The organism is Peribacillus muralis (assembly GCF_001439925.1).
Taxonomy (GTDB): Bacteria; Bacillota; Bacilli; order Bacillales; family DSM-1321; genus Peribacillus; species Peribacillus muralis.
Window position 1 is genome coordinate 93,176 of the sequence record NZ_LMBV01000008.1, and the last position, 26,248, is coordinate 119,423.

Genomic DNA, 26,248 nt, shown 5'->3' on the forward strand with positions numbered 1-26,248 from the left:
AAAAGAGATGGATTATATGAAGAAAGCGGAAGTGCTTGAAGAGACTTCTTCAAATGATGTAGAACAAACGGTAAAGTCGATAATTGAGCATGTAAAAGCGGGTGGCGATGCCGCCGTACAGGAATACGAAAAAAAATTCGGTCAATCCGATCGTCCGGTCCGGGTAAGTGAAGAGGAGCTGGAGCGTTGCGTAAGGACGCTGCCTGATGAGGTGAAAGTACTGATCGACCGAGTCGTGGATAGGGTGTGTGAGTTTGCCAAAGCGCAGCTGAGCTGTCTGACGCCATTCGAAAAGGATTTTGGTGAAGGAATCAAAATGGGGCATAGAATCGTCCCAATCGAAAAGGTTGGTGCCTACGTACCAGGAGGGAGATTTCCGTTGTTATCTTCAGGACCCATGGTCGTAGCCCCAGCAAAGGTAGCGGGAGCAAAAAGAATCGTTGCTTGTTCCCCGGCCAATTATGAAGGCGGCATCCATCCAGCCGTTTTATATGGCTTGATTCGCTCCGGTGCGACTGACATTTTTGCCATTGGAGGTGCCCAGGCAATTGCTGCGATGGCATATGGAACGGAATCCATTCCGGAAGTGGATATCATCGCAGGTCCAGGAAACCGCTTTGTGGCAGAAGCGAAGCGCCAAGTGTTCGGCAAGGTCGGCATTGATCTTATTGCAGGACCGAGTGAGGTTATGGTTTTTGCCGACGATTCCGCATCACCGACGAAAATCGCTGCAGATTTACTTGCCCAGGCAGAACACGATCCGTACGCACGCGCCATTCTTGTCACCACTTCCCGGGCGGTAGGCAAGGAAACGGAAAACGAAGTCGCAAGGATTTTGAAATCCTTCTCACCTTCATCTCCTGCCCATGAATCATGGGAAAAAAGGGGAGAAATCATTTTTGCGGATTCCCTGCAGGAAGGTCTGGACATTTGCAATGATTATGCCATCGAACATCTACATTTGCATATTGAAAATAGCCGCGAATTGATGGATAAACTATATAACTATGGATCATTGTTCATCGATGAAGGCAGCTCCGTCGTCTTTTCGGACAAAGTCTCTGGAACGAACCATACGTTGCCGACTCAAAAGGCAGCAAGGTATACGGGCGGATTATGGGCAGGAAGCTATGTGAAGGTCATGACACATCAGGAGATAACTGGACAAGGCATTCAATTCCTGGCCTCCCATGCAGAAGACCAATCACAGATTGAAGGATTGGAAGGTCATAAATTATCAGCCACGGTCAGGATAAAATGAATTTGGGACAAGTGTGCTTGGAGGCAACGTTCAAATTGTGTAAGCACTAAAAAAACTGCAGATAAGCTCAATTCTAATCGGGCTTGTCTGCAATCTGAGTCAAATATGTAAAAAGTAAACAAATGCCGATTTCTTTAGTTTATCTCTCTTGGACTGTGATTTCCTTTAAAGCATTCGATAAATGTCATCAGGTATCAAGAAATGTCGAGCTATTTCAACTGTTCGTATTTTTTGGCGGAATTTACGGAAAAGAATAAAAATGAGGTGACTTAATGAACAGAGTCCAATTTCGATTAGATATTGTAATATTTTTTATCATAACCGTACTCTTCTTTATTAGTATTTCCGCCTTTGATCCATTCATTTCATCATATGCCAAAGATTTAGGAATCGCACCCGCAGTGATAGGTAGTGTGATGGGAGTCACGGGGCTGGCATCCATGTTCTTTCGTTTCCCGCTTGGCGTATTCTCGGATATATTGAATAAAAGAAGATTGATTATTCAAATTGGGCTTTTAATTACAATCATTGGTTGGATAATTGCATTTATTGAACCAAACGCTACCACTTTATATCTTGCCAAATTTTTGGATGGTATAACGGGGGCTACATGGGTTCTTTATACGGTCATGTTCGCCTCTTATTTCGGCGTTCATAATTCTGCAAAAGCTGTGGCTTTTTTAACGTTGGCAGATTACATCGGAGCTTTAGCAGGATCGGTCATAGGCGGAATTGTCTCAAACAATTACGGATATTCATATTCTTTTCTTGTTGCCGTTTTCGCTGCTTCTATTGCCTTTGTTTTAACGTTCTTTTTGAAAGAGAAAAAAGTTATCGTGAAAAGGGAAAAACATAATATAAAGCAGATCGTTAAGGAACAAGTTACTGATAAAAACTTATGGCTATTATCACTTTTAGCCATCATAGCACTGATGGCTTCTTTTGGAATGAGAGTTACATTTACACCTCTTGTGGCAAGGGATTTAGGGGCTGGAGCGATTGCGCTAAGTTGGCTATCCAATACGTTTTTAATTGCAGGAGGAATTGCTGCGGCATTATGTGGAGGCTTTTTCTATAAAAAACTGGGAATAGTGAACACGGCTGTTATAGGGGCATTTTTACAATTTTTTGTTGCCATTTTAACACCATTTGCACCAAGTTTACTTTTGCTCTTTTGTTTGCAAGCCCTTTCCGGAATCGCGTTTGCATTAAATTTTACTGTTTTAATGTCCTTAAGTATTATGAATATTCCAGAACATAAGCAATCTACTAGAATGGGATTTTTTCAAAGTGTGTTTTCGTTTGGAATGTTCTTCGGGCCTGTTTTAATGGGGTTATTGACAGAAGCTTTCTCAAGAAGCTTTAGCTTTATAATAATAGGAATCCTATCAGCTATGTCAGGTATATTAATAAAGCTTTTTATTAAACCGAAAACAATAGATAACCAAAGCTTCGTTTCCGAAACGGATCAGGTTAGTTAATACACAGGGAAGGGGTGATGCAAATTGATTTTATCGATTAAAGAACTAATGGAAGGGTATAAAAATAAACAGTATTCCCCTACTGAAATAACAAAATGGTATATGGAAAGAATAAAGGAATTAAACCCAAAGATGCATTCCTACATCACAATTACGGAAGAAAGGGCTTTTGATCAGGCGAAAAAGGCGGAAGTAAAGATTAATGCTGGAGAAGTAAGTGGCTTGATGGGAGTGCCTATTTCTTATAAAGATTCTATTGATACTAAGGGTGTCTTAACAACTAGCGGCTCGATAATCGATGAGATGCGAATCCCGGCTGAAGATGCTGAAGTCGTCACAAGGCTCGAGCAGGAGGGCAGTATTTCTCTTGGTAAAAATAATATGTATGAATATGCTTTCGGCATCACCTCTCAGAACCCTTTTTTTGGTGATGTCATTAACCCATGGAATAACAATAAGACTGCAGGCGGATCAAGTGGTGGTTCAGCAGCAGCTGTAGCCGCAAATCTCTGCTTAGGTTCGATCGGAACGGATACTGCTGGATCCATTCGTGTACCAGCAGCTTGTTGTGGCGTTGTGGGCTTAAAGCCTACTTATAATTTAGTTTCCATGAAGGGGATGACCCCATTATCATGGACTCTTGATCACGCAGGACCGATTGCAGGTAACGTTGAGGATACCGCGATAATAATGCAAGCCCTTACAGGTATCCCATACACAAAGGCATGTTTGAATGGACTGGCAGGAATGAGAATCGGTCTGCCGACACATTATTTCACTGAAAATATCGATAACGAAGTCAAGAAAATGTATGAAAAAGCTATAAGGCATATGACCGATTTAGGAGCTGCCATAGTAGAAATCGATACCTCTTTTTTAACGGATGTAATAAGTATTGCAACGACACTTGGGACATCCGAAGTTGGGGTTGTTCACAAAGAACGGATACAGTCAGCGCTTCATCTTTACAGCGAAGGTGCACAAAAAACATTTGAAAAAAGTCGGCTTATTTCGGCCTTTGACTATATAACAGCTTTGCAAAAAAGAGCGGAGTGGACTCGTAAAGTATCAGAGATCTTTATTGATGTTGATGTAATGATGACCCCAGCGATGCCTATCGTCACAGCTGACCTACAGACAGAAGAAGTGACCATTGGCGGGGTAAATGAATCGCTCGGGGATTGTATGATTCGTTACACTAGTCTGTTTAACATCACTGGACATCCGGCATTATCGATACCATTTGGCCTAACAAAATCTGGAGTTCCCCTCGGATTACAGTTGATCGCTAATCACGATAGAGAAGACCTCCTATTTCGTGCTGGATATGCTTATGAGCAATATACCTTGACAAATTTTTACTCTGAGCGCCACCTTAAACTGCATTAAACAATGAAGGAATTGTGTTAGTACCAGAACGATTGGTCAGTTAATTTATTGGCGAGACTTAAGAAAAAGCTGGACGGGACAAAAAGAATATAGAAGAAACGAGTCAAATGAAAAAGTGAGGCTGAGAACGGTCAAGATAAGCCGTTTCTGCAAATTTTAACCCGGAAAGTATATGAGAAGTATGTATAAACACTAATGAAATCGCCTTTCCGACCAAGGGGACGAAAGGGAGGGGAAAGAAAGGGTGGAATATGTGAACCGAACGAATAAAATGAACAATCGAAAAGAGACCATTTTATTTTTTATCATTAGCTTGTTGTTCTTTGTCACCATTTCGGCATTTGACCCATTTATCTCCTCATACGCTAAAGATCTCGGGTTCGACTCCGTCGTTATCGGCAGCATAATCGGAATTTCAGGGATTGTCGCCTTATTGACCAGACTCCCAATAGGGATACTTTCAGATATGTTCCATAAACGAAGATTGTTCATCCAATTGGGGCTGTTGGTCACGATCGTAATGTGGACGTTAGCCTTCTTCATCCCACATGCAACGACCTTGTATCTTGGGAAAATTTCGGATGGATTAACAGGCTCCACCTGGGTGATTTATAACGTCATGTTCGCTTCCTATTATGGGGTGAGGGAAGCTGTGAAGGCTGTAGCGATATTGGGCGTTGCATCGCCGCTCGGCTCGATCCTGGGTACGACGACCGGTGCGTTAGTGGCCAATAGTTATGGCTATCATTATAGCTTTCTAGTCGCTGTTGCCGCGGCAATCCTTGCGTTGATATTAACCTTCTTCACGAAGGATATAAGTATTAAAATGAAGGCCAAATACGATAAGAAAATACTCATTGAGCAAGTTACCGATAAAAAAATCTGGGTCATTTCCGCTTTGGCAACGGTTGCCTTGATGGTAACCTTTGCAACAAGGGACACGTTCACTCCTCTTGTTGCAACGGACCTGGGGGCCAATCCGCTCATGATAGGGATGCTGGCAAACACGCACCTGATCGTATATGGGGCAGCGGCAGCATTATGTGGCGGCTACTTTTACAAAAAAATCGGATTGATGAAAACGGCGTTTATAGGTGCAGTATTACAAGGGGCGGTCGTGATAGCGATTCCCTATGCCCAAAGTCTGTCGGTGCTTTTCCTTTTACAAGCGCTTCAAGGCTTTGGATACGGCTTGATCTTTACGGTTGTCACCTCCTGGGCTGTTGAAAACATACCGGAAATCAAGCAATCCACGAGATTGGGGTTATTTCAAAGTTTATATTCTGGGGGGATGTTTTTGGGCCCTGTCCTTATCGGGATTTTAATAGAAATATTCTCAAGGACGACAGGGTTCCTGATCATTGGAATCTTATCAATCGTTTCCACGATCTTGATTAGAGGAACAGTAAAAGGACAATCTTCCAATGAGGTCCAGCCTTATTTAGGAGATGCTGATGGTAAGAAAATAAGTACGCGCTGAAATGATAACGCATACATCAATAAAAAAGGTCAAATCCTTAACGGGTTTGCCTTTTTTTACTTGTGAGACACTAGGAGGATTATTGAAAAATGATATGATGAATTCAGGTGTAAGTTCATGTAAAGGAGACGATGGTTTTGGAAGGCAATTGCATTACATTTCATGAATTCGGAAATCCTCAAAGCGTGTTGAACGTTGAACGTAAGAAAATCCAACCTCCTATGAAGGGGGAAGTCCTCGTTCGGATGACCACCCGTCCGATTAATCCTTCTGACTTGCTGCCCATCCGCGGCGCCTATTCCCACCGAATTCATTTGCCTGCGATTCCAGGCTACGAAGGCGTCGGCATCGTGGAAGAAGTGGGTCCTTTTGTTTCCCAAGACCTTATTGGCAAACGTGTCTTGCCTCTGCGCGGCGAAGGGACGTGGCAGGAATATGTAAAAGTATCTGCAGATTTGGCCATCATCATTCCCGATTCCATCGAGGATCATGCGGCGGCCCAATTATATATAAATCCGCTCACGGCCTGGCTTACCTGCACAGAAGTGTTGGCGTTGAAGCCGGATGATGTATTGATCGTGAATGCGTGCGGATCTTCGATTGGCCGTATCTTCACCCAGCTATCAAAGATCCTTGGATTCAAGCTGATTGCCGTAACGAGAAACGATACCTATACGGAAGAACTGCTTACCCTTGGAGCTGCCTATGTAATCGACACATCGAGGACATCATTGATCGATGCCGTGATGGAATGGACGAATGGGTGCGGCGCGAATGCGGCGATTGATTCGGTGGGTGGAAGTGCTGGCTCGGAGCTAGCTTTTTGCGTTCAGCCTAACGGCATTTTGCTAACGATCGGTCTTCTATCAGGCAAATCAGTCAATTGGGCGAACATTTCTCAAGCGACAAAAGTCCATGTTAACATGTTTCATCTAAGGCATTGGAACGAGAGGGCGTCCGTTCAAACTTGGCATGAAACGTTTAACCAGTTGATGGGTTTCATCGAGGATAAACGCTTGAAGCTCATGGTGCCTCATTCCCACTACGGCCTTACGGATGTGCATGAAGCCATCCGTGCCGTCAGCAATAAAGGGAAGGTCTTTTTAAGCAGCTAAATCTGTTTTTTTCCGTACAGAAACTCAAACAGACTCCCTTAATATGGAAATGCTTGATTATAGGTAAGGTGCTGGTTTAGAATGCGGAATAGAAACATGTTGATCAATGATACGACTTGGAGGAATTATGAATGAAAACGATATATAAGAATGCTACTTTTTTTACCATGGATAAGGAAAATCAAATCTTTGAAAATGGCATGATGGTCGTACAAGATCAAACGATCTCCTCTATCGGTCCACATTCACAAGAACAATTGAAGGATGCAGATCAAGTCATCGACCTTGGTGGGAAATGGGTGATGCCAGGACTTGTAAACGTCCATTCACACATCGTGATGACATTATTGCGCGGAATCGGCGATGATATGCTGCTCAAGCCATGGCTTGAAACGAAAATCTGGCCGATCGAGGCCCAGTTCACAACCGAGATCGCCTCCGTAAGCACACAGCTTGGCATTCTGGAAATGATGAAATCAGGCACGACCACATTCTCGGATATGTTCAATCCTAATGGAATAGATGCGGGTACTGTCATGGAAACGATAGGCGAAACAGGCATGCGCGGAGCCTTCTCCTACACGATTTTCAGCTTAGGTACAGAAGAAGACCAAAAAGCGAACCTCATCGGAGCTGAACAATTCTCGAAAGCATACAAGAATTTTGCCGATGGCCGCCTGACAACCATGGTCGCACCGCATAGTCCATATGCCTGTACGCCTGAAGCGATATTGGAGAGTGCACGGATCGCTAAAGAAAATGACCTGATGGTCCACATTCACGTATCGGAAACCGACTTTGAAATCCTCGACATCGAAAAGCGATACGGCTCCCGTCCGGTCGAGCACCTTCGCCGTTTAGGGCTGTTTGATCAACCAACCGTCATGGCCCATGGCGTCGTTCTCAACGATGAAGAACGATCGATACTAAAACAGCATGACGTACGAGTTGCCCACAATCCAATCAGCAACCTAAAACTCGGATCAGGAATTGCCGATGTTGTCAGCCTATTGGATGCAGGCATAAAAGTAGGAGTGGCAACTGATGGCGTCGCCTCCAACAACAACTACGATATGTTCGAGGAAATAAGGACAGCGGCATTGCTCCAAAAAGGCATCTACAAGGACGCCACCAAATTCCCGGCCCAAACCGCACTCGCCATGGCCACAAGAATGGGCGCCGAAGCAATTGGCATGAGCCATACCGGATCACTCGAAGCAGGTAAAAAAGCAGACTTCATCACCATTTACCCTCACGACAAAGAACATCTGCAACCGCTAAGTGAAGCCTACTCGCACTTGCTCTATGCCGCACGAGGAAACGACGTATGTGATGTCTACATCAATGGCAAAAACGTCGTCAAAGACCGCGTCTCCCTAACCATCGACGAAGAAAAAGTCATTGCCGAAGCAAATCGACTGCAAGGCACCCTATCACGATAAATATCAATGAAAAGAAGCTGCACGTGCAGCTTCTTTTTTTTTATCCATTAGTGGTGAAAAATCGGGGCGGACGAATAAATCCGATTGTAGGTCGAATTAGATGGGGGTTAGGTCGAAAAATTGGATTGTAGGTCGAATTAAAAGGAGTTTAGGTTGAATAATTTGATTATAGGTCGAATTAAATGGGGTTTAGGTCAAAAATTAGATTGTAGGTCGAATTAGATGGGGTTTAGGTTGAATTAATTGATTATAGGTCGAATTAATAGGTGTTTAGGTCGAATTAATTGATTGTAGGTCGAATTAAATGGTGTTTAGGTTGAAAAATCGATTGTAGGTTGAATTAAGTGGTGTTTAGGCCGGAAAATTCGATTGACCTCAATGTTAGCCAGCTAATGATAAGCAATGAACTGGATAATAAATCTTTGCTAGCGTCGAACATTTATTTCACTCATGACTGGTATATCTTGTTAGTATATAGTATACATGATTTTACAATTAGCTAGGGAAGTGTCGCATGGTTCATGTACATTTAAGTAGAGAAGTGAAAATGAAGATTTTCCTTTAAAAGAACAGTTGCAGCAGCTGGTTTGACCATAAAGAGTGCAAGTACCTGTTATAAAACTATTCCACCAAAACGAAAGAGGATGATGAAGTTGATTTTTCGTACCATAGATATCGACAAAGATAAGGAAATGATCGTTGCATTCAGGAAGGATTCGTATGTTGTAAGCTTTGGGTCTGACGAGGGTTTTGGCGATGAGCGATCATATTTGAATAGAATTAAAGAAAGGGTGCGCCAATTTCCGGATGGGCAGGTGATCATTGAACGGGACCTAGAGCCAATCGGACAAATGGAGCTTCAAATTCGGGAGCATGAAGGGACTGAGATTGGCTATGTGAATTTATTTTATCTTATTCCCGAATACCGAAGTAAGGGGCTTGGCAAGGAATTGGTCGGCTATGCAGAAACTTTTTTCAGGAAATTCGGGGTGTCCGAATATCAGTTAAGGGTGTCTCCGGATAATCAGCGGGCGATTCGGTTTTATACGAAGTCAGGAATGGTAAAATTAAGGGAAGAAAACGAAAAATATCCTGTATGGAGAATGAGGAAATCCTTGCAGTAAGTTATCTTGATATAATAAATAATTGATAAATTAACTATATTATGAAAATGTTCAGAAGGATGAAAAAACGGTTGACTTTAGCTGGGTTTGAAGATATAGTGAAGGACATAATTAAATATTACGTTAATTCTTATCAAGAGATGTGGAGGGACTTGGCCCTATGATACCTCGGCAGCGGGTTTTTACTTTTGTAAAAATACTGTGCTAATTCCAACGGACGAAAGTTTGAAAGATAAGAAGGAGCTTTCCTTAGATAATTAAATTAAGAGTTTACTCTTTTTATGTCTAAAAGAGGCCTCTTCTGTCTGCTGACGGAGGAGGCCTCTTTTGTTTATTCAAGGCAAAGGTCTTCTCTATCGAAAAGGGAAAATAATGAACAACTTGGGGGGAGACAGGATGATTGAGTTTCAACATGTTAAAAAGGTTTACGAAACAAAGAAACAGAAGGTCGAGGCTTTGAAAGGAGTCAATTTGACCGTCGAAAAGGGGGATATATTCGGTGTCGTCGGTTATAGCGGCGCCGGGAAAAGTACGTTGATCAGGCTGGTCAATCTGCTGGAACATCCTTCAGAAGGGCAGGTCATCGTTGGCGGAAAGGAACTCACTTCATTGAACCCGAAGGAATTACGGGCCGAAAAGAAGAAAATCGGGATGATCTTTCAACATTTCAACTTACTAAACTCAAAGACCGTTTTTGATAATATTGCGATGCCGCTCGTATTATCCGGTACGCCCAGTAAAGAAATCAAGGAGCGGGTAGGCGAGTTGCTCGAGTTCGTAGGCTTATCAAGCAAAGCAAAGAGCTTTCCGGAACAATTATCCGGCGGTCAAAAGCAGCGGATTGGGATTGCGCGGGCATTGGCGACAAACCCATCGATTCTATTATGTGATGAAGCGACATCCGCATTGGATCCACAGACAACGAGTGCCGTGCTGCAGCTGTTGAAGAAAATAAATAAAAAATACAATATCACGATCCTGCTCATCACTCATGAAATGTCAGTGATTAGGGAAATTTGCAATAAGGTCGCAGTCATGGAAGGAGGACGCGTCGTTGAACAAGGCTCAGTGTACGAGGTTTTTGCCAAGCCACAAACCGATACCGCCAAAAACTTCGTGAGAACGGTAATTCATGATGAGATTCCGCAAAGCTACCTGAAAAATATAGGTTCGCACATTCCGATTATTTGGAAAATTAATTTTATTGGGACGACTTCCGGTACCCCGTTACTCTCTACGATCTCGAAGAAATATGATGTTCACTTAAGTGTATTATCAGCCAATATTTCCGAAATTCAGGAAACGCCTTTCGGGAATTTGATCATCGAAGTGAAAGGAGATAAACAAGAGGTCGCCAAGGCTTATCAATATATTAAAGATGAGGGGATTCTCGTCCAGGAGGTGCAGGTAAATGGGTAATACACTTTGGGGAATGGAAATAACGGCAGCACAGCTATCGACCGCTTTCGGTGACACGTTGTATATGGTAGCTCTCTCACTGATTTTTTCCGGATTGCTCGGGCTTCCGCTCGGAGTACTGCTCGTCATTACAAGGAAGGGTCACATCCTCGAGAATAAATGGTTCTTTAATGTACTGAACCCGATCATCAATATCGTGCGTTCGGTTCCTTTCATCATCTTGCTTGTCGCAATTATTCCTTTGACTAGAGCGATCGTAGGCACTGGTATTGGATCGAATGCAGCGATTGTTCCGCTTGTTTTTTACGCCGCTCCTTATATTGCCCGGCTCGTGGAAAACTCCCTGTTGGAGGTGGACAAAGGAATTATCGAGGCAGCTCAGGCAATGGGGGCGACAACATGGCAAATCATTTATCGCTTTTTGATTCCTGAGGGACTTAGTTCGCTGATCCTTACATTTACAACAGCGACAATCGGGCTTGTTGGGGCTACTGCAATGGCAGGGGCCGTCGGTGCAGGCGGGGTCGGAGATCTAGCTTTGGCATACGGTTATCAAAGATTCGATACGATGACGATGGTCGTCACGGTAGCAGTGCTCGTGATCATCGTTCAATTGCTGCAATCCACCGGGAACTTCGTTTCCAGAAAAATCAGAAGAAGATAAACTTATCAGGAGGTAGGAGACATGAAGAAAATTTTAGTAACGATCATGGTATTGGCATTTGCACTCGTGACGGCCGCATGCGGAAACGAAAAGGGAGCATCCGGTTCAGGTGATGTGAAAACAGTGAAAGTAGGAGTCAATAGCGGGGATACAAGAACGTGGGAGTACATTGTTGAATTAGCCAAAAAGAAGAACCTGAATATCGAGCTGGTCACATTCAATGATTATATCCAACCAAACCTTTCCTTAAGCGAGGGCGAAATCGATGCGAATTCGTTCCAAACGGTCGCTTATTTCGATGAATTCATTCAAGATCAAAACTTGAAATTGGAGGCCATCGGGTCGACCGTCATTGCGCCAATGGGTCTTTATTCGAAAAAACATAAAAGTATAAAGGATATTCCAGATGGTGCTACTATTGCCGTTCCGAATGAAGCGACGAATTGGGGACGGGGCTTACTTCTTCTACAGGAAGCGGGCTTGATTACATTGAAAGATGAATTCAATGGATCGGGATCAGCGAATATCATTAAGGATAATCCGAAAAAGTTGAAAATCAAACCTGTTGCGGCCGGAAGTACGCCACGATTGTTGGATGATGCCGATGCCTCCACCATCAATAGTAACTTTGCCGTTGAAGCAGGACTTACATTGAAAGATTCATTATTCCATGAAAGTAAAACGGCGAAACCTTATATCAATATCATTGCCGTTAAAAAGGGAGATACTGATCGTCCTGAGCTGAAAAAATTAGTCGAACTTTACCAGTCGAAAGAAGTGGAGGCGTTCATTAAAAAAACGTATAAAGGAAGCTCGATCCCGGCATATGTGACGGTCGATGAATTAATGAATTACCAAGATGCCTGGACAAAACCAGGTAATGAAAAGTAAGAATTGAAGCAAAGGGTAAGGAAGCCGGATGGAATCGAGTTAGCTATCCGGCCTTTTCATTCAACAGAAAAGGGGAAATGGCCATATGGGAATTGAAATAGTGAAGTCGCCTCAGCAAATCATAACTGATCACATCGATCATCATGCCACATTATATAGAGAAACGAGTCAGGCAATCCATGCTAAACCGGAAATTGGCAATCAAGAGTTCTTCGCTTCGGATACGTTAACCCAAATACTTCAAGAAGAAGGCTTCGATGTGACCCGCAATATAGCTGGGCACGAAACAGGATTCATCGCCAAGAAAACCTCTGCAAAGAAAGGCCCCACCATTGCCTTTTTAGCCGAATATGATGCATTGCCTGGGTTAGGTCATGCATGCGGCCATAATATCATTGGTACGACGAGTGTGGCAGCAGGGATTTCGCTCGCTCAAGTGCTGGAGGAAACTGGCGGTGAGGTGATTGTGTTCGGAACGCCTGCCGAAGAGGGAGGCCCGAATGGCAGCGCAAAAGGCAGCTTTGTGAAGCACGGACTATTCGATGAGGTGGATGCGGCGATCCTTATCCATCCTGCCGGCCAAACGGGTGTAACGAGTCCATTTTTGGCTGTCGATCCGCTTGATTTTCATTTTTATGGAAAATCAGCGCATGCCGCAGCTGCACCGGAACAAGGCGTGAATGCACTCGATGCGGTAATTCAGCTGTTCAATGGCATTAATGCTTTGCGCCAGCAACTGCCAGCTGAGGTCAAAATTCACGGAATCATCACCAATGGCGGTGAAGCGCCTAACATCATTCCCGAATATGCTTCCGCCAGGTTCTACATCAGGGCCACCACCTGGAAGCTATGCCAGGAAGTATCCGAAAAAATCCGTGATGTAGCAAAAGGGGCAGCGCTTGCCACCGGTAGCACGGTCAAAGTCGAACGATTCCAAAATGAAGTGCTCGATTTCATCATTAATCCGGTTCTGGATGAGTTGTTAGCAGCAGAACTGACTTCATTAGGGGAAGCGGTCGCCCCGAGAAAAGAGAGTGGCTTTGGCTCGACGGATGCAGGGAATGTAAGCCATGTTGTCCCGACAGCCCATCCGTATATAAAAATCGGACCGGATGAGCTGATTGCCCATACGAATGAATTCCGCGACTGCGCCAAATCCCTTCGAGGAGACGAAGCCATCCTGATTGGAGCAAAAGCACTTGCTCTTACAGGGTATAAATTGATCACCCATCATGACCTGTTGGATAAGGTGAAAGCAGCCTTTCATGAAGCGAAGCAAACGGAAAAAGTTTGATTATTAATTGTACAATCATAATCACGAACAGTTATAAGTAAAGGAGCGGTTTTATTCTTTGGAATGAAACCGTTCCTTTCTTTTTTATTTCCGGTTGACATTTTAGTACGGTCGTACTAAAATTTGGGTATGGTGAAAACAAAGGATAAAATCATTCAAAAATCTGTAGAACTTATTTCTCAATCTGGTTATGTTAAATTTTCCATCGGAAATGTTGCTAAGGAGGTACAAGTAAGTAAAGGTGTTGTAAACTACCATTTCCCTCAGAAAGAATTATTAGTAGCAGTAATCATCACTCAATACTTTGAAAAAGCGGCCATGTATATGGGAGAGCACATGATCTTGGAGGAAGATGCAAAAAGGATGTTAGAATCATACATCGAGTCTAATTTAAGGTTTGTGGCTGAAAATAAAGCAGAAACATTGGCAATAACGGAAATCATACGTAACGGCAGAAATGAAACCGGAGAATTGATGTTTGCAGATGAAAATAACGACATATTGAAGCCAATAATCGAGATTTTTCAATACGGACAGGAAGTGGACAATAGTTTTAGAAAATTTCCTCCTGACATAATGGCTAGAGCAGTTAGAAACGTAATTGATAGCTTTAGTTCAACTATCGCAAAAGATGAAATAACGGATATTGATTCCGTAATAAACGAAATAAAAACCATATTCATTAAAGCCACCGAAAGAAGTGATTCATAATGTCTAAAAATGAAGGACTAAGATTTATAGGAATTGTCTTATTTATTTTTGCTGTTCAAGGATTGATCCGACCATTGATCAGTATGTTTGTTGGTCATTCTCTAACATTTAACTTATTCTATCTTCCTAGTGCAGTTTCGTTCGTACTTTATGTAACTATTTTAACGGTAGGAATTTTGTTAGTGAATAAGACAAAACCATTTGATGGAGAAACAAAGTAATGGTTATAAAAAAATGTTGACTGCCGATAACAGGGGTAGTAGTATTAAACCAAGTAATTAAATAGGGATTATTGGTTAATTGACCGGATAACCGGAGACTTTCTTTCATGTAAAGAGGCGTCTCCGGTTATTTTTTTGAAGATCAAGTGTTCATAATAAAGGAGGATTTTATTATGGGGATGATATTACGCCAAGCAATCGAAACAAAACGGAACTTTCTGATCAATAAGTTGATTAACACCGGAGTTTATCAGAAGCATGACATCCATCTATTCGAATGGACCTTAACCGATTTAGAGGAGGAATATATGAAAATACAGAATAAAGCCAATCCATATCAAACTTCATGGGCAGAATTTGGATATCCAAATAAAGAATAGGAGCGGATGAAATGAAGAGGGGTGCGAAAGAAAGACAATGGGAATTAATTTATAAGCTTAGAATCCATCATTTAAACAAGAGCGAAGAGCAGCTATTGAAGCTACCTTTACATGAATTGGAAACAGAGTACCAACGGATGCAATCGGACTGTCATCCCCACAGTGACGCCGGTTCGATTCGTTGGATTCATGCAAAACGTTAGACCATCATGCTTCGTAAAAAATCGATCATGATACTGAATGCCCTTTCGGCTGATTCGCCATCATAGTTGGAATTGTGGGAGTCACTGAATCCGTGCTTTCCATTGAAAGTATGGATATCGATAGGCTTTGATTGTAATGATGAAATCAATTCATTCACATCAAAAGAACGCTCTTCTTGGGCAAAGAATAACAGTACAGGGCACTGTGGCACCAATCCGCTATAATTCCTGATTCGAGAACCGTAATATCCAACGATCCCATCAACACATTCTCCCTCACTGCACATCCAAGCCACAGTTGCCCCTGCACTGAATCCAATGACGAAAATTCGTTTGTAAACATCCTTAATATCCAATAAGATCGCTTTTACCTTATCTAGGGCGCCCCTAAAACCTACACCCTCCATAAAATGACGATAAGCTTCCTCCTCGCACGAATAATCAAATGCTAGCTTTCGTTCCAATAAATTCGGACACATAACAGCGAAACCTTGTTCTGCCAATACGTCACAGAAATCATGCATATGTCTGTTCAATCCATAAATTTCATGAACGACAAGAATGACCGTATCCGAATAGTTCTTTATATGTAGCATAGTGTACCCCCTTATATGAATGATCCCATTATACATAACCATGAAATGGAATAATAACCATATGACAATATTGTAAGATGGCAGCTTAAACTGTTAGAACAATCGATGGCGATTAAAATCGAAAAAAAGAAAATCAAAGGATTTGTAAGTCAGGATTTTTTTCCACCCATAATATTCCACATTTTGATAAAATGAGAATATCCTTATCAAGGAGGAAGAAGAAATGACCGAAACGAAGTATGTACAAGCTTGGAACTTGGATTCATTGTTCCCAGATGGAGGTTATCCATTTCATGAGCATGTAAGGCGCGTGGAAAAGAAGGTTTCCGAGTTAGAAGGCAAATTAAAAGTATTCCTAGCTCCACAACAAGTAAATGATGCTTTTAAATTGGCAAATATTTTGGAAGATATATTAAACATTCGAATGAATGTAACACAGGTTAATTCTTTGATAACCTGCCTTCTTGCCCAAAATCCTAAGGATCAACAGGCTATAACACTACGAGGAAAAACAGCTGCTATACATGCTAGTTTTGAGTCTGCTGTAAAAAAAACACAAAAAATACTTGTAAACATAAATCAACGGTTGTGGGGGGAGATACTACATACTGAGGATTTAAAACAATATACGTTCATACTGAATGACTGGCGGAAGAAAGCCGAGATGCACCTTTCTGATGGAGAAGAGGGGTTAGTAGCTGATCTGATGGTAGATGGGTATCATGCTTGGGGGCAGTTTTATCAATCACTAGCTAGTAGTATTACCGTTCCTGTTCATATCGACGGAGAAAAAAATGAATTATCTGTTGCTCAAGCGATAAATTTACGTTCACATCCTGATGAAGAGGTTCGCAAACAATCTCATAAGGCTTTAGAAGAGACATGGAAAGATAAAGAAGAGCTGTTTGCGAAAATACTGAATCATATTGCAGGGTTCCGATTGCAAGTGAACAAAAAACGGGGATTGGAAAATATACTACAAGCTCCTTTAATTGAAAACCGCATGAAAGAGGAAACGCTGAATGCAATGTGGACAGCCGTGTGTAAACACAAACGACCTTTTACTAATTATCTCAATCAAAAAGCGAAAATGAATGGCGATGAAAAAATGCACGCCTATAACTTTTGGGCTCCTATTACAGAAGATATTCAAACGATAAAATATGAAGATGCTGTGGAGTTTATTTTGGAGCATTTCAGTCAATTCGGTACCGAATTGGAAAATTTTTCTCGGCGGGCATTTGCTGAAGGGTGGGTAGAGGCTGAGGATCGTCCGAATAAATCAACTGTTGGGTTTTGTGCGGCGTTCCCACTTTCGGGAGAATCAAGAGTTTTCTTGACGTATGGCGGTAGAATTACCAATGTTTTAACATTGGCACATGAATTAGGACATGCATTTCATAACCCTGCGATGAAACCGGTTAATGGACTGAATAAACGCTATCCACTGAGCATGGCTGAAACCGCTTCAACATTTTCGGAAATGATCATCTTGGATGCTGCAATGGAAAAAGCTCAATCCACTAAAGAAAAATTGTTTTTACTTGATGAAAAATTAAAACGTAGTGTGATGAATTTCATGAATATTCACTCTAGGTTCTTGTTTGAAAAGAAATTTTACGAGGAGCGGAAAGAGGGGATCGTTTCTGCAACACGACTAAATGAACTAATGCAAGAAGCGATGGATGTAGCATATGAAGATTCTCTTGATCATGCTTCGATCCGTTCGTGGATTTGGACACCACATTATTACATGACCAAATCTCCTTTCTATAACTTCCCATACACATTCGGATACTTATTTTCTTTAAGCATCTATGCAAAAGCAAAGGAAAAAGGAAAAGAGTTTGAACGAGATTATTTGGACTTGCTTCGTGATTCAGGAAGTATGTCCACCGAAGATCTAGTAATGAAGCACTTAGGAGTGGATATTACGTCAGAAGCGTTCTGGGAAAAAGGAATAAAATTATGCGTTAAAGATGCTGAAGAATTTATGACCTTAACAACCTCATCAGAGAGAAAAGAAAGATGACTGTATTAGTAGTTAGCGTCACCATAGTAGATGATGAAGACGTATTACTTATAAAAGAAAATAAACCAACTGCTTTCGGTAAATGGAACTTTCCGAGTGGGCGTATTGAATATGGTGAAGACATTCTTCGTGCCGCTCGAAGGGAAGTGAAAGAGGAAACAGGATTTGAGATAAAACTTGTTAATACGACGGGTATATATCATTTTGTTAGCAGCACAAACGACCAAGTTATTTTATTTCATTTTACCGGTAAGATCATCGGCGGTGCATTAAAACTTGAAGAAGATGAAATTGTAGACAGTAAATGGATAAAGGTATCCGATCTTATAAAATTAGATAAAAAAGAACTACGGGAGGCAAGCGTTCTAAACCGAATTATCGAAAACTTACGGAAAGAGAATGTATATCCAATTAGTATTTATAATAGGGGAGTGGAACATGGCAAGTGAATTTTCTTTAAAAGAACAGTTACGTCAATTTGAAGAGAAGCTGTTAAAACCAGAAATTCGTACATCTCAAAAAGAGCTAAATCAGTTACTGGCAGACAATTTCTTTGAATTTGGAAGCTCTGGAAAAGTCTTATACAAAGATGAGCGTATTGGTGAAGAAGGAATAGGTGAGGTAAAGATGACATTGAGTGATTTTGAAATTCATCCAATGTCGGAAGAAATAGTATTAACTACATATCGAATTTTTAACATAGTGAATAAACAGCATTCCTTGCGAAGTTCAATTTGGAAAATTACAGATGGAAGCTGGAAAATGATTTTTCACCAAGGTACAAACACAACTCCTTCACTTTAGGTCAGGTACACGGACGGGAGGAACGATCGTGTTGATGATAAAAAAAGCTTACGGGTATGTGACAAGAATTAAAAATGGAAAAACAGAGGTATTGGTTTTCCGACATCCCATTACGGAAGCAGGAATCCAAATATCAAAGGGTACAGTGGAGCACCATGAAAATACTTACGAAGCCGTGATTCGGGAGATAAAAGAAGAGACGGGACTTGAGTCATTTCAGGTGGAAGGGTTAATTGCCGAGGATTTCTGGGAGAACGCCGATGGGGCCATGCATCATCGATTTTTTTATAAGCTGCGTGCCTGGAATGCTCCCGATGAATGGGACCATCAGCCAACGGGCGGCGGGGAAGAAGCTGGGCTGATCTTTCATTTCTTCTGGGTTTCATCGCCACATGAAGTGGAACTTATTAACGGGCATGGCGATTATTTAAATCTGATATTTTCTTTATAATCAGCGGTTTAAAACAACCAGCCAAGATCATCATTGATCTTGGCTGGTTGTTTTTTAATGATCAGGTTTGGTTTTCGGTCATGAAAGTTTTTACGGTTGGCGGCTCATATGTATTGAATTGATCTAGCAGTCCGTTTGCTTCAACATCTACCAGCGCCATGGAACGGAATTTTTCATGGAGGAACTGTTCGTCGGACATATGATTGAATAAGGCGACCAACGGATCATAATAGTGATTGATATTTAAGAGTCCGCAAGGTTTTTGATGAAGACCTAGCTGAGCCCAAGTGAAAATCTCAAAGAATTCTTCCAAAGTTCCTGGACCGCCTGGCAAGGCCATGAACCCATCGGCAAGCTCGGCCATCTTTGCTTTTCTTTCATGCATCGATTCCACGACGATCAGCTCGGTTAAGCTCTTATGTGCTATTTCCTTTTTTTCTAGAAAATCCGGCATTACGCCAATCACATTTCCGCCTGCCGCCAAAACGGAATCGGCAACTGCACCCATGATTCCTACACTCGAGCCGCCATAGACAAGGGTAATCTTACGTTTTGCCAGCTCCTTGCCCAGGTTTTTAGCTTCTTCTACATAGACAGCAGATGCCCCTTTGCTTGATCCACAAAATACAGCTAGACTTTTCAAAATATCACATCTCCCATTTAGTAATCTTCCTTTCTTATCATACAAAATTTAAGGGGAATTGTTAAACTTGAATGATGAAAATTAATTATCCCCTTGGAAGAAGTATTTGATGCCCTAGGTAATCAGCTCTTCTTTTTGTGGGTCGAAAGGTTTGTTTTGAAGCTTATTTTCTTATAAAAATAAAAACAACCAGTCTTTTATCCTTAATTCACTTACGAATAATTCACAAATTATGGGTACTACGCTCGATTGAGATTGGGTTTTATTGGGTATACACTTGCAGTGATAGGAATGAACGTTCATTCCGTATTTTTGGATGAAAGGCTGATTCATTATGATAACGGCAGTAAATAAACGAGACAGCATCGTGTCCAGCGCCTTGGAGCTATTCGCTGAACGGGGATATGATGCGACGACGATTCCGATGATCGCAACGAAGGCCGGGGTCGGAGCTGGTACCATTTATCGTTACTTTGAGAATAAAGAAGTGTTGGGCAATAAGATTTTTCAAGGGTACGTGGATATTTTCACGGCTACGATCAAGAACGGATTTCCATATGAGGAATCGATTCGCAATCAATTTCATCATATTTTCAATTCAATGGTCCATTTTACTAACGAGCAGGATCAAGCGCTCTATTTTATAAAAATCCATAGCGGGGCCCATTTCTTAAATGAGGAAAGCCACACTAGCTTTCAATGTCTTTTGGATCTATTTAAAAATTTCTTCGATTCAGGTAAAGAAAGAAAGGAAATCAAGAAATTGCCCTCTTCCGCTTTGATCGCGATTATTTATGGGGCATTTCTTGAGCTGCAACGACTTGTCCGGATAGGGGAGTTGGTCCCTGAGGCGAAACTTTTGGCAGATGTGGAAGAAAGCTTTTGGGATGCTGTCCGCCTGCACAGTTAAAATAAATTCGATTTTTCAGCCATTAAACGGAATGAACGTTCATTCCGAAAAAATTTGTAATAGAGGTGCTAAGCATGACAAAGACAACTCAAATACCGCAGCCAAAGACATATGGGCCTTTAGGGAGCCTGCCTGTCATCGATAAGGATAAACCGCTTCAGTCTTATATGAAGCTGGCGCGTGAACTTGGACCGATTTTTCAATTTCAATATCCGGGCCGTATCGGTACATTCGTATCAAGTGCAGCATTAGCTAAAGAAATTTGCGATGAAGCAAGATTTGACAAGAAGGTTGGTCCGGCTCTGCAAAAAGTGAGGGCATTTGGCGGTGACGGCCTCTTCACAAGTGAAACGGCGGAGCCGAATTGGAAAAAAGCGCATAACATTTTGCTGCCTAGCTTTAGCCAGCAGGCAATGAAGGGCTATCATGCCAAAATGGTCGATATTGCCGCCCAGCTGATTCAAAAATGGGGTCGCTTAAATCCAGCAGATGAAGTTGATGTGCCTGAGGATATGACTCGCTTGACGCTGGATACGATTGGCCTATGCGGATTCAATTACCGCTTTAACAGTTTTTATCGCGATACGACCCATCCGTTCGTCGCAAGCATGGTCCGGTCGCTCGATGAAGCGATGAGCCAAACGCAGCGACTCGGCATCCAGGACAAACTGATGCTCAAATCAAAAAAACAATTCCGCGAAGACATTCAGTACATGTTCTCCCTTGTGGATGAATTGATTGCCGAACGAAAGCAAAACGGCGATCAAGGCGAGGATGATCTACTCTCCCATATGCTGAAGGGAGTCGATCCAGAAACGGGAGATAGATTGGATGATGAAAACATCCGGTATCAGATCATTACCTTCTTGATCGCTGGACACGAAACGACGAGCGGTCTCCTCTCGTTCGCCATCTATTTCCTAATGAATAACAGAGACAAATTAAAAAAAGCGCAGCAGGAAGTCGATGAAGTACTCGGTGAGGGAATACCGGACTACAAGCAAGTCAAGAAACTGAAATATGTCCGGATGGTGTTGAATGAAACGCTTCGTCTATGGCCGACAGCTCCTGCCTTTACGGTTTATGCGAAGCAAGACACCGTACTTGACGGAACATACGAAGTGAACAAAGGTGATGTATTCTCGCTTCTCATTCCTGAGCTTCATCGTGATCGAACCGTTTGGGGAGATGACGTAGAATCGTTTCTTCCGGAACGTTTCGAAAATCCAAGCTCGATTCCTTATCATGCGTATAAACCGTTTGGAAACGGGCAGCGTGCCTGCATCGGACAGCAGTTTGCCCTTCATGAAGCCACGCTTGTGCTCGGAATGATTTTACAGCACTTTGAACTGATCGATCATAACGAATATCAATTGGACGTGAAAGAAACGTTGACGCTTAAACCGGATGGATTAACGATGCGCGTTTCACCACGGAAGCCATTGATGTCGTTTACCGTTGATGCTCCTGAACCGGTATCTGTGAATAAAGGAGACGCTGCCCCTTTAAACGAATCCGCTCATGACACGCCATTGCTCGTCCTGTTCGGATCGAACATGGGAACAGCGGAAGGAATGGCCCGTGACCTCGCCGAAACAGGAAAACGACAAGGATACGATACAGAGGTTGCCCCTTTGAATGATTATGTCAATCAACTTCCTCGAGAAGGAGCTGTCCTGATTATATCGGCGTCCTACAATGGGAAAGCCCCTGATAATGCGGGTGATTTCGTTTCGGCACTGAAGGAAAGCAAGAATGGCAGTCTGGGTGGAGTTCACTACGCAATCTTTGGATGCGGAGACCGCAATTGGGCCAATACGTACCAACGGATTCCGACCTACATTGATGAACGTCTGGAACAATGTGGAGCCATTCGGTTGTCAGAAACGGGCTACGGAGATGCCAGCGATGATTTTGAAGGAGATTATGAAAAGTGGACGGAGGCGCTTTGGCCGAATCTTGCTAGAGCCTTGAGCATTGAAGTCAATGCGGATGATCGCGAAACAAGCTCGATTACGATGAACTTCGTCAGTAATGTAAGCGGCACACCACTCGCCCGCACCCATCACGCCTTTTCAGCAGTTGTCAAAACGAATGTTGAATTACAACATACAGATAGCGGAAGAAGTACACGACATATCGAACTAGCGCTGCCAGATGGCATAAAGTATCAGGAAGGTGACCATATGGGAGTCCTTGCGCAAAATCCAGCGGAACTTGTCGAGCGAGTGCTCAATCGATTTGGCTTGAACGGCCAAGACTATATCACACTTACAGGTGATTCAGGTAAAGCGGCTCATCTCCCTACAGGAACACCAGTTAAACTCAAGGAGTTACTCTCAAACTATGTCGAATTCCAAGAATCCGCTACCCGGTCCCAAATACGGGCGCTTGCCGCTCATACTGTATGTCCACCACATGTAAAAGAGCTTGAAGCACTGCTGGAGGACAATACGTATAAACAAGAAATCCTGAGCAAGCGCATGACCATGCTGAATCTGGTTGAAAAGTACCTTGCGTGTGAAATCCCATTTGCAGTGTTCCTGGCATCGCTGCCGCCATTAAAAGCAAGATACTACTCGATTTCAAGCTCGCCGCTTTACAAGGAAGAAGAAGCGAGCCTCACAGTCAGCGTCGTCCGCGGCGAAGCATGGAGCGGCAACGGGGAATACAAAGGAATTGCTTCCAATTACTTGGCAGGGCGCGCAGAAGGCGATAAGTTAGCCTGCTTTATCCATACACCGCAATCCAACTTCCAGCTTCCGAAGCAACCTGGAAAACCAATCATCATGATCGGACCTGGAACAGGGATTGCACCGTTCAGAGGCTTCCTTCAAGCCCGCCGCGTTCTGAAGGAAAAAGGTGAAACGCTGGCAGCTGCCCACCTGTACTTTGGCTGCCGCAATCCGGAACACGATTTCCTCTATCAAGAAGAACTCGTCCAAGCCGAACAAGATGGCATCGTAACCTTGCACACCGCATTCTCTAGGTGTGAGAACCAAGAAAAAACATATGTACAAAATCGCCTAGCGGAGAACGCCAAAGTTATTCTTCCTTTATTAAACGAAGGCGGACACCTATACATCTGCGGAGATGGAAGTAAAATGGCCCCAGATGTTGAACGAACGCTAATCGAAAGCTATATGCAATACCACCAAACAACCAAACAAGAAGCAACCGCCTGGCTCCAATCCCTAGAAGAAAACGGCAAATACGCAAAAGACGTCTGGGCAGGAGCATAAACCAACAAGCAAGCAGCGACCCCGAAAGGGAACTCGCTGCTTTTCTGTTTATATACCAAAATAGCATTCATGAGTACGCGCCGTGCAAAATAAGCGTTAAGCGCAAACTCACGAATAAAATGCTTGAATTCACGAATAAAGTGCCCAAACTCACGAATAAAATGCTCGAATTCACGAATAAAATGCTTGAACTCACGAATAAAGTGCCCAATTCACGAGTATAGTAGCTGAATTTGCGATTAAGCCGCCAAAATCGGCGAGTAAAGCACCGAATTCATCGACGAATCGCCCAAACTTTCGAGTAAATGCGGCTTATAGATGTAATCATAGTTTCCTCAAGCTGGACATAAAACGCTCCAATGGTGTAAAACCAATGTTATATGAGTTGCGACTTTCATTTTTTATAAAGTTGAAATCGATCGTTACGTCTGGGGTTGTATGTATGTTTAGGTATACAGTTTGTTTTGTGAAGAAAAAGAATGAAATCCTGATGCTTAATCGGGAGAAGGCTCCCATCATGGGTGTTTGGAATGGGGTGGGCGGCAAGATAGAGAGCGGGGAAACCCCGGATGAGGGTGCCGTGCGTGAAGTGTTCGAGGAGACGGGCATTCGTGTCGGGCGCTATTATTCTAGCGGAACGGTAACGTGGGAGACCGCAGGGGCCCAACGCGATGGAATATATGTTTATTTATATGAAGCGAATGATGATTTAATCTATGAAACGCCTAAAAAAACGCGAGAAGGCATTCTTGATTGGAAAACGATAGATTGGATCCTTGAGCCCCAAAATCTTGGGATTACGGAAATGGTTGGCGAGTACTTGCCCGTTATGTTGAAAGAAAAAGGCAGCTATTCTTTCATTTACAAAGATGGTCACACCTATCTTTCGTAATCTTCTTAAAAAGAGATACTACCAGTTTCGGTAGTATCTCTTTTTAGCCTATTTTTCAAATATCGTATCTTTTTTGAAAGGTGAATCCTTAAAGGTGAACTTCATCAGGAGTATATAAGCTATGCCTGCCACGACAACACCAATGATCCAGGCGAGCTCCACTTTTAGAAAGGCAGCACCAGCGCCGATCAGCATGGCCATCAGTGCGCAGGGATTATACCCAGCGAATGGTCCGTCTTCTTTGTACAAATCGGCCACATTCATTTTTTGCTTTCTTAATAGATAATATTCGACTAATAGAATTGAAACGATCGGACCTAAAAAGGCAGAATAAATCAGGATGAACATGCCGAGGCCCTTTGCCGAGGAATCCTGGACAAGCACCCAAGGGAAGGAACAAGATGCGAGCAGTCCAGTGACGATAACGGCGGCCTTATATTTCATTTTTGTCAGCAAGGTGATGACATAGGTGGGGGGGATGATATTGGCCACCATGTTGACCGCGATCGCACCTATGACGATGAATGCAGATACACCAACAGTAATATAAGGATTATCCACGACGATGGCAAACGCCTTGACCGGATTGGATATGCCGGTGGCGGATGCGAGCATGACACCGATTGTCAGGACGAAGCCGTACGCAATTAAAATCGGTGAAAAATACAAAAAACCACGCTTTGCATCACTAATGCCAGTTGTAAGCTCTCTGGAATAGTCCGCTGCGCTTAAAAAAATCGCTGCATAATTCCCCAGAAACATCATGATGAATGCGAAGAACGGCAGCCCCCATGAGCCTTTGGCATGCACCCATTTTTCTGCAATGATTTCACTATGGGACGTAAGCAGAACGCCGAATACATAGACAAGAGCGAGCATGATGACAAGCGAAGCAAGCATTTCCACCCATTTGATGGCATGGAAGCCATACAGGGAGAGGGTGATTTGCACCAGTTGAATGACGACAAAGCATATGAAGCTATTGTCAAAAGCCCCGCCCGTAATGATTTTTATGATTTCATTTAAAGCGGTACCGCCGATCCAACTTTGGAAACCGTACCAAATGATGGCCGGGATGCCACGCAATAGTGATGAGAGAATTGCGCCTTTCATCCCGAAGGACATTCTAAGCTGTACAACATAAGGAATTCCCGTTCTGTATCCAATTCGATCATTCAAAGCAAAAATGGTGGAGATGATGGCGATTGCGACGGCCGCTGCCGTAAATGTCTGAACGATGTTCAACGTAGCGGTTCCAGCCACGACCAAGCTCGCCCCTAGTGTCATATTGCCTAAATTAACGCCATCACCAATCCACATGAAAGTATAAGAAACCGGACCGACCGTCCTGTCTGCTTCGGTTTTCGGCAGCAATGATTCATCGACATCCGCAGCTCGGTCGATTTTCGCATCCTCTACAACGTGATTTTTTAAATAGGTCGACAATATACACTCAACTCCTTTTGTTGTAAGAATAATTAACTGTTTTGTGTCAGGTAAAATAACATGTGAAAAGTATATAAAACAATGATATTTTAGTCATTGATTTAATTGTGAAATTTCAGATTATTCGTTGTGCTAATTAACTAAAATGATTGGTAGA

The 26,248-nt window shown here is 42.8% G+C and carries 25 protein-coding genes and 1 riboswitch; of the genes, 22 read left to right on the forward strand and 3 right to left on the reverse strand.

The annotated features are described in order from the left end of the window. The first annotated feature begins 7 nt into the window (after window positions 1-7). The 15 genes from hisD to ASU00_RS12420 all read left to right on the forward strand — a co-directional run bounded on the left by hisD (window position 8) and on the right by ASU00_RS12420 (window position 15,075). Window positions 8-1,261, forward strand: coding sequence for a histidinol dehydrogenase (gene hisD, locus ASU00_RS12350; protein ID WP_057913771.1), 1,254 nt, complete (start codon window positions 8-10; stop codon window positions 1,259-1,261). A 272-nt stretch (window positions 1,262-1,533) separates the two neighbouring features. Beyond that, on the forward strand, window positions 1,534-2,742 hold the full coding sequence (locus ASU00_RS12355; RefSeq protein WP_057913772.1) for an MFS transporter: 1,209 nt from the start codon (window positions 1,534-1,536) through the stop codon (window positions 2,740-2,742). A gap of 24 nt (window positions 2,743-2,766) precedes the next feature. Next, complete coding sequence (locus tag ASU00_RS12360; RefSeq protein ID WP_057913773.1) at window positions 2,767-4,131, forward strand: amidase; 1,365 nt, start codon at window positions 2,767-2,769, stop codon at window positions 4,129-4,131. Window positions 4,132-4,375: 244 nt separating this feature from the next. Then, window positions 4,376-5,611, forward strand: a complete 1,236-nt coding sequence (locus tag ASU00_RS12365) for an MFS transporter (RefSeq protein ID WP_057913774.1) — start codon at window positions 4,376-4,378, stop codon at window positions 5,609-5,611. 137 nt (window positions 5,612-5,748) lie between these two features. Beyond that, the gene (locus ASU00_RS12370) at window positions 5,749-6,726 is read left to right on the forward strand and encodes a zinc-dependent alcohol dehydrogenase family protein (protein WP_057913775.1); all 978 of its coding nucleotides are present in this window, start codon (window positions 5,749-5,751) and stop codon (window positions 6,724-6,726) included. Between the two features lie 131 nt (window positions 6,727-6,857). Then, window positions 6,858-8,168 carry an amidohydrolase family protein gene (locus ASU00_RS12375; RefSeq protein WP_057913776.1) on the forward strand — a complete coding sequence of 437 codons (1,311 nt, stop codon included), beginning with the start codon at window positions 6,858-6,860 and terminating at the stop codon, window positions 8,166-8,168. Between the two features lie 653 nt (window positions 8,169-8,821). After that, window positions 8,822-9,292 carry a GNAT family N-acetyltransferase gene (locus ASU00_RS12380; protein WP_057913777.1) on the forward strand — a complete coding sequence of 157 codons (471 nt, stop codon included), beginning with the start codon at window positions 8,822-8,824 and terminating at the stop codon, window positions 9,290-9,292. Window positions 9,293-9,419: 127 nt separating this feature from the next. After that, window positions 9,420-9,531, forward strand: a riboswitch (SAM riboswitch). Between the two features lie 157 nt (window positions 9,532-9,688). After that, window positions 9,689-10,711, forward strand: a complete 1,023-nt coding sequence (locus ASU00_RS12385; protein WP_057913871.1) for a methionine ABC transporter ATP-binding protein — start codon at window positions 9,689-9,691, stop codon at window positions 10,709-10,711. Window positions 10,712-10,724: 13 nt separating this feature from the next. Next, window positions 10,725-11,375 (forward strand): methionine ABC transporter permease, encoded by a 651-nt coding sequence (locus tag ASU00_RS12390; RefSeq protein WP_057913872.1) that lies wholly within the window; start codon window positions 10,725-10,727, stop codon window positions 11,373-11,375. A gap of 21 nt (window positions 11,376-11,396) precedes the next feature. Continuing rightward, a complete protein-coding gene (locus tag ASU00_RS12395; RefSeq protein WP_082630288.1) occupies window positions 11,397-12,266 on the forward strand; it encodes a MetQ/NlpA family ABC transporter substrate-binding protein in 870 nt (289 codons plus the stop codon). Between the two features lie 85 nt (window positions 12,267-12,351). After that, window positions 12,352-13,560 (forward strand): M20 family metallopeptidase, encoded by a 1,209-nt coding sequence (locus ASU00_RS12400; RefSeq protein WP_057913778.1) that lies wholly within the window; start codon window positions 12,352-12,354, stop codon window positions 13,558-13,560. A 129-nt stretch (window positions 13,561-13,689) separates the two neighbouring features. After that, a complete protein-coding gene (locus ASU00_RS12405) occupies window positions 13,690-14,271 on the forward strand; it encodes a TetR/AcrR family transcriptional regulator (protein ID WP_236712721.1) in 582 nt (193 codons plus the stop codon). Further along, on the forward strand, window positions 14,271-14,492 hold the full coding sequence (locus tag ASU00_RS12410; RefSeq protein ID WP_057913780.1) for a hypothetical protein: 222 nt from the start codon (window positions 14,271-14,273) through the stop codon (window positions 14,490-14,492). Before ASU00_RS12405 ends, ASU00_RS12410 begins: the two co-directional genes overlap by 1 nt. 173 nt (window positions 14,493-14,665) lie before the next feature. After that, window positions 14,666-14,872: a Fur-regulated basic protein FbpA gene (locus ASU00_RS12415; protein ID WP_057913781.1), complete on the forward strand. Its 207-nt coding sequence runs from the start codon at window positions 14,666-14,668 to the stop codon at window positions 14,870-14,872. Between the two features lie 11 nt (window positions 14,873-14,883). Continuing rightward, window positions 14,884-15,075: a hypothetical protein gene (locus ASU00_RS12420; protein ID WP_057913782.1), complete on the forward strand. Its 192-nt coding sequence runs from the start codon at window positions 14,884-14,886 to the stop codon at window positions 15,073-15,075. Here the strand turns inward: ASU00_RS12420 and ASU00_RS12425 are convergent. Next, window positions 15,072-15,671: a dienelactone hydrolase family protein gene (locus ASU00_RS12425; RefSeq protein WP_057913783.1), complete on the reverse strand. Its 600-nt coding sequence runs from the start codon at window positions 15,669-15,671 to the stop codon at window positions 15,072-15,074. The two genes, ASU00_RS12420 and ASU00_RS12425, sit on opposite strands and share 4 nt — an antisense overlap. 223 nt (window positions 15,672-15,894) lie before the next feature. Between ASU00_RS12425 and ASU00_RS12430 the strand changes: the two genes are divergently transcribed. Genes ASU00_RS12430 through ASU00_RS12445 form a run of 4 tightly spaced genes read left to right on the forward strand, consistent with a single transcriptional unit; the run spans window position 15,895 to window position 18,958 of the window. Continuing rightward, entirely contained in the window at window positions 15,895-17,703 is a 1,809-nt protein-coding gene (locus ASU00_RS12430) for a M3 family oligoendopeptidase (protein WP_057913784.1), read from the forward strand. Next, window positions 17,700-18,152: an NUDIX hydrolase gene (locus tag ASU00_RS12435; protein WP_057913785.1), complete on the forward strand. Its 453-nt coding sequence runs from the start codon at window positions 17,700-17,702 to the stop codon at window positions 18,150-18,152. Before ASU00_RS12430 ends, ASU00_RS12435 begins: the two co-directional genes overlap by 4 nt. Then, complete coding sequence (locus tag ASU00_RS12440; protein WP_057913786.1) at window positions 18,142-18,507, forward strand: nuclear transport factor 2 family protein; 366 nt, start codon at window positions 18,142-18,144, stop codon at window positions 18,505-18,507. Before ASU00_RS12435 ends, ASU00_RS12440 begins: the two co-directional genes overlap by 11 nt. A 34-nt stretch (window positions 18,508-18,541) precedes the next feature. Next, a complete protein-coding gene (locus ASU00_RS12445; RefSeq protein ID WP_082630298.1) occupies window positions 18,542-18,958 on the forward strand; it encodes an NUDIX hydrolase in 417 nt (138 codons plus the stop codon). A 61-nt stretch (window positions 18,959-19,019) separates the two neighbouring features. Here the strand turns inward: ASU00_RS12445 and ASU00_RS12450 are convergent, their stop codons facing one another. Continuing rightward, entirely contained in the window at window positions 19,020-19,601 is a 582-nt protein-coding gene (locus ASU00_RS12450; RefSeq protein WP_057913788.1) for an LOG family protein, read from the reverse strand. Window positions 19,602-19,935: 334 nt separating this feature from the next. Between ASU00_RS12450 and ASU00_RS12455 the strand changes: the two genes are divergently transcribed. The 3 genes from ASU00_RS12455 to ASU00_RS12465 all read left to right on the forward strand — a co-directional run bounded on the left by ASU00_RS12455 (window position 19,936) and on the right by ASU00_RS12465 (window position 24,645). Then, complete coding sequence (locus ASU00_RS12455; RefSeq protein WP_201786293.1) at window positions 19,936-20,511, forward strand: TetR/AcrR family transcriptional regulator; 576 nt, start codon at window positions 19,936-19,938, stop codon at window positions 20,509-20,511. A 74-nt stretch (window positions 20,512-20,585) separates the two neighbouring features. Beyond that, on the forward strand, window positions 20,586-23,753 hold the full coding sequence (locus tag ASU00_RS12460; protein ID WP_057913789.1) for a bifunctional cytochrome P450/NADPH--P450 reductase: 3,168 nt from the start codon (window positions 20,586-20,588) through the stop codon (window positions 23,751-23,753). 442 nt (window positions 23,754-24,195) lie between these two features. Further along, window positions 24,196-24,645, forward strand: a complete 450-nt coding sequence (locus tag ASU00_RS12465; RefSeq protein WP_082630290.1) for an NUDIX hydrolase — start codon at window positions 24,196-24,198, stop codon at window positions 24,643-24,645. A gap of 48 nt (window positions 24,646-24,693) precedes the next feature. Here the strand turns inward: ASU00_RS12465 and ASU00_RS12470 are convergent, their stop codons facing one another. Further along, window positions 24,694-26,091 carry an NCS1 family transporter gene (locus tag ASU00_RS12470; protein ID WP_057913790.1) on the reverse strand — a complete coding sequence of 466 codons (1,398 nt, stop codon included), beginning with the start codon at window positions 26,089-26,091 and terminating at the stop codon, window positions 24,694-24,696. Between the last annotated feature and the right edge of the window lie 157 nt (window positions 26,092-26,248).

Coding starts and splice junctions, on each gene's coding strand:
- hisD (WP_057913771.1), top strand. CDS start 8: ATGGATTATATGAAGAAAGCGGAAGTGCTTGAAGAGACTTCTTCAAAT.
- ASU00_RS12355 (WP_057913772.1), top strand. CDS start 1,534: ATGAACAGAGTCCAATTTCGATTAGATATTGTAATATTTTTTATCATA.
- ASU00_RS12375 (WP_057913776.1), top strand. CDS start 6,858: ATGAAAACGATATATAAGAATGCTACTTTTTTTACCATGGATAAGGAA.
- ASU00_RS12385 (WP_057913871.1), top strand. CDS start 9,689: ATGATTGAGTTTCAACATGTTAAAAAGGTTTACGAAACAAAGAAACAG.
- ASU00_RS12390 (WP_057913872.1), top strand. CDS start 10,725: ATGGAAATAACGGCAGCACAGCTATCGACCGCTTTCGGTGACACGTTG.
- ASU00_RS12395 (WP_082630288.1), top strand. CDS start 11,397: ATGAAGAAAATTTTAGTAACGATCATGGTATTGGCATTTGCACTCGTG.
- ASU00_RS12400 (WP_057913778.1), top strand. CDS start 12,352: ATGGGAATTGAAATAGTGAAGTCGCCTCAGCAAATCATAACTGATCAC.
- ASU00_RS12405 (WP_236712721.1), top strand. CDS start 13,690: ATGGTGAAAACAAAGGATAAAATCATTCAAAAATCTGTAGAACTTATT.
- ASU00_RS12410 (WP_057913780.1), top strand. CDS start 14,271: ATGTCTAAAAATGAAGGACTAAGATTTATAGGAATTGTCTTATTTATT.
- ASU00_RS12415 (WP_057913781.1), top strand. CDS start 14,666: ATGGGGATGATATTACGCCAAGCAATCGAAACAAAACGGAACTTTCTG.
- ASU00_RS12420 (WP_057913782.1), top strand. CDS start 14,884: ATGAAGAGGGGTGCGAAAGAAAGACAATGGGAATTAATTTATAAGCTT.
- ASU00_RS12425 (WP_057913783.1), bottom strand. CDS start 15,671: ATGCTACATATAAAGAACTATTCGGATACGGTCATTCTTGTCGTTCAT.
- ASU00_RS12430 (WP_057913784.1), top strand. CDS start 15,895: ATGACCGAAACGAAGTATGTACAAGCTTGGAACTTGGATTCATTGTTC.
- ASU00_RS12435 (WP_057913785.1), top strand. CDS start 17,700: ATGACTGTATTAGTAGTTAGCGTCACCATAGTAGATGATGAAGACGTA.
- ASU00_RS12440 (WP_057913786.1), top strand. CDS start 18,142: ATGGCAAGTGAATTTTCTTTAAAAGAACAGTTACGTCAATTTGAAGAG.
- ASU00_RS12445 (WP_082630298.1), top strand. CDS start 18,542: ATGATAAAAAAAGCTTACGGGTATGTGACAAGAATTAAAAATGGAAAA.
- ASU00_RS12455 (WP_201786293.1), top strand. CDS start 19,936: ATGATAACGGCAGTAAATAAACGAGACAGCATCGTGTCCAGCGCCTTG.
- ASU00_RS12460 (WP_057913789.1), top strand. CDS start 20,586: ATGACAAAGACAACTCAAATACCGCAGCCAAAGACATATGGGCCTTTA.
- ASU00_RS12465 (WP_082630290.1), top strand. CDS start 24,196: ATGTTTAGGTATACAGTTTGTTTTGTGAAGAAAAAGAATGAAATCCTG.